The sequence below is a fragment of the Cupriavidus sp. CuC1 genome (assembly GCF_044627735.1).
Taxonomy (GTDB): domain Bacteria; phylum Pseudomonadota; class Gammaproteobacteria; order Burkholderiales; family Burkholderiaceae; genus Cupriavidus; species Cupriavidus ulmosensis.
The window spans coordinates 1-3397 of record NZ_JBIUHC010000321.1 but is presented as its reverse complement, the minus strand read 5'-3'; the positions used below and the strand labels follow the sequence as shown (position 1 = coordinate 3397).

2 protein-coding genes are annotated in these 3397 nt (G+C 61.2%); both read right to left on the bottom strand.

What is annotated here, in order from left to right; genetic code table 11:
* Positions 1-206, bottom strand: a 206-nt coding sequence (locus tag ACGLHR_RS51075; protein ID WP_400103677.1) for a hypothetical protein, incomplete at its 3' end; no start/stop codon positions are given.
* Between the two features lie 188 nt (positions 207-394).
* Positions 395-2473: a transketolase gene (gene tkt / locus ACGLHR_RS51070; RefSeq protein ID WP_400103675.1), complete on the bottom strand. Its 2079-nt coding sequence runs from the start codon at positions 2471-2473 to the stop codon at positions 395-397.
* Positions 2474-3397: the final 924 nt, after the last annotated feature.

Sequence of the window (3397 nt, the reverse complement as noted above, 5' to 3'; positions counted from 1 at the left end):
GCCTCCAGTATGCGGCGCTTGTCGGCGTTGGAAAATTGCCTGCGTCGAGCGCGGGCAACGACCTCTGAATCGGTGCCGGACGCTGACGCCAGCGTCGCCGATCCGGGCGCCTCTTCAGTCGCCCTACGGGCTCCTTGCGTTGCGCCCGGATCGGACACATTCTTGACGGCAGCCATCGTTGCCTTGGATGAGTTGTTGACGGTCATACCTACCTCGTTGCTCACTAATCTATCAGGGATAGGTGACGCACGTCATATTGGCAGGAAGATATCTACAACTACGCGGAGAGCCTTCAAGGCGAGGATCATCTGTGCCGGACCGTAAGGGAGGCAAAGGCAATTGTCGATGCCGCGCTTGGAGCCTGAGAACGCCGCGAGTGTTCACACAGCCTCTGTTATGGGCTGAGCAGCAAAGCCGCCCGCCTGCAAACGTTCTCTACGGTAAAGCCGTATTCGCGCATCACGATCTCGCCCGCGGCCGATGCGCCGAAGCCGTCTACCGCCAGCACATCGCCGCGGTCGCCAACAAAGCGGTGCCAGCCTTGCGAGACGCCTGCCTCGACCGCCAACCGGGCAGCGACTTGAGGGGGAAATACCGCTTCACGGTAATCCTTCGGCTGAGCATCGAATAGTTCCCAACTTGGCATCGAGACAATACGTGCCTGGATGTTCTCCTGCGCCAGTTTGATCTGTGCAGCGACGATCAGCGAGACTTCCGAGCCGCTGGCGATCAGGATCAATTCCGGATTGCCGTTCGGAGCATCTGCCAGAATGTAAGCGCCTCGCTGCAAGCCGTCCGCGGCGGCGAATTGCGTACGGTCCAGGGTGGGAACGTTTTGCCGCGTGAGCACCAGTGCCACCGGCCGGTCGCAGGTTGCCAGCGCGACGCGCCAGGCGATGGCGGCTTCGTTGGCGTCCGCGGGCCGAATCACGACTAGGCGTGGCAACGCGCGCAAGCTGGCAAGCTGCTCCACTGGCTGATGCGTGGAGCCGTCCTCGCCCAGCGCGATGCTGTCGTGGGTGAAGACGTAGATAACGTGCAGGCCCATCAGCGCGGCAAGGCGAATCGCCGGGCGCATGTAGTCGGAGAAAATCAGGAAGGTCGCGCCGAACGGCACCATTGCGCCGTGCGCCGCCATGCCGTTCATGATCGCGCCCATGGCATGCTCTCGCACGCCAAAATGCAGATTGCGGCCGGCGCGGCTCCAGCCCCCGCCGTTGGAACCCTGTCTGTCAGCTGCGCTAATGTTGGTTGGCTCAAAGTCCCCCAACCCTTTCAGCGCGGTATAGGTCGACGGGTCCAGATCCGCGGAGCCGCCGATCAGCGCGGGAAACAGCGGCGCGATGGTGTTCATGACCGTCCCCGATGCGGCGCGCGTGGCCATGCCTTTGCTGTCCGCGGGAAACTGCGGGATCGCCGCCTCCCATCCGGAAGAGTCCCCAGTGACTCCGCCACGCATGCGTTGTCCTAGCTCCACCGCAAGATCGGGAAATTGCTTTTCGTAGGCGGAGAATTTTTGGCGCCATTCCCCTTCGGCCTGCTCTCCCCTCTCGCTCGCCTCAAGAAAATGCGAGTGCGCAGGTTCGGGAATGTGGAACGGCGGATCCACCGGCCAGCCGAGGATCTGCTTGGTCAATTGGACCTCTTCCACGCCGAGCGGCGAACCGTGCGCTTCAAATGTGTCCTGCTTGTTGGGCGACCCGTAACCGAGATGCGTGCGCACCAGGATCAGAGACGGTCGCCTGGTCTCGGCGTGGGCGGCTTGCAGTGCCTGCTCGATGGACGGCAGGTCGTTGCCGTCCTCTACCAAATGGGTATGCCAGCCATAGGCATCAAAGCGCTGCGCAGCATCCTCGGTAAACGTGATACCCGTGCTTGCGGAGAGCGTGACGCCATTGTCGTCGTACAGGTAGATCAGCTTGCCCAAATGCAGATGCCCAGCCAGTGAAGCGGCTTCGGACGCGATGCCTTCCATCAGGTCGCCGTCGCTCACGATGCCGTAGGTAAAGTGATTGATGATGTCGAAGCCATCGCGGTTGAAGCGAGCGGCCAGATTCGCTTCCGCCATCGCCATGCCCACGCCGTTGCCAAAGCCTTGACCGAGCGGTCCGGTTGTCACTTCGACGCCCGGCGTCAGGCCTCGCTCCGGGTGGCCCGGCGTGATGCTGCCCCACTGCCGGAATTGCCGAAGCTGTTCGAGCGGCAGATCATATCCTGCGAGGTGGAGAAAGCTGTATAGCAGCGCCGAGCCGTGGCCCGCGGATAGCACGAAACGGTCCCGGTCGAACCAGAGCGGATTGGCCGGATGATGCTTGAGAAAGCGGGTCCAAAGCACATAGGCCATCGGCGCCGCACCCAGCGGCAAGCCGGGGTGGCCACTGTTGGCGTTCTGCACTGCGTCGACGGACAGGAAGCGAAGCGTGTTGACGCAAAGGTCATCCAGTGCGGCCGTCGGGAGGTCGGTAGAGAGCATTGAGTTCAATCTCGAGCTTCTGGATCCTGACGGACAGCGCCAATCTCTCGCGCCGCGACAAAAAATTATTCCCGATTGTTCAGCGCAGAGAGCATTCTCCTGCTCGCACAAGATTAGTGCGTCCGGTACGGCATTTCAAGGCCAGCACTGTTGCCACCATAGCAGCTGGAATTGGGATAATAGGCATCCAGCGGATCGATCGAAGTCGCGCCCTACCAGGCCGTCGACGATGCCATGATACCCAGATGCCGGTTTGTGCGGCGATCGGTACGTTTAGGGTAACCATTTTGCTGCGAGCAGTACGTTTTAAGGTAGTCACCACAATGCGCAGGCGCTCCGGCAGTTGCGGGCACCGAGATACCCACGTGCGGAAGCTTTGGGCAGTGGCGTGCAGATCTGCGGATGGCCGGTAAGCACTCCGTTGGTCGCTCCTCGATCGGCGCTTCCCGACTGATAGGAGCCATGTGGCCTTGACCGCGACGCTACATGGCCGGCATCTGTCCCACAGCCAGTGCCCCCTGGGCAGGACGCCGCAGGTGGAAACCGGCATTGGCGGAGGTGCTCGCAAAGAGATTACGCAGCCCCCGCGCTCGCAGGGATCAGCATTTAGCATTTCAAACATAGCCGACTGGCTCTTGCAATTCTCCAACGACTCGGCGCGGAGTGCGATGTCGCCAGCGCAGCCCCCGTTCCCCTACGCCTTCCTTGATTGCCCCTTCTAGTTAGGGGTGAAGTCCTGCCGCCTTCTGCCGTTATTTGTCGTGTCGCGGCGATGCAACCAAAGCCCTTTGTTGGGGCTGCCCACACATCCGACCAATACTAGAATCGAAAAGTCGCCCTCATCGATCTAGCCGTTAACAAAATCTGTTGAAACGCAAAACGGGTCCCGTCTTTCAGCCGGGACCCGTTTTTTCGCCTGTAAAC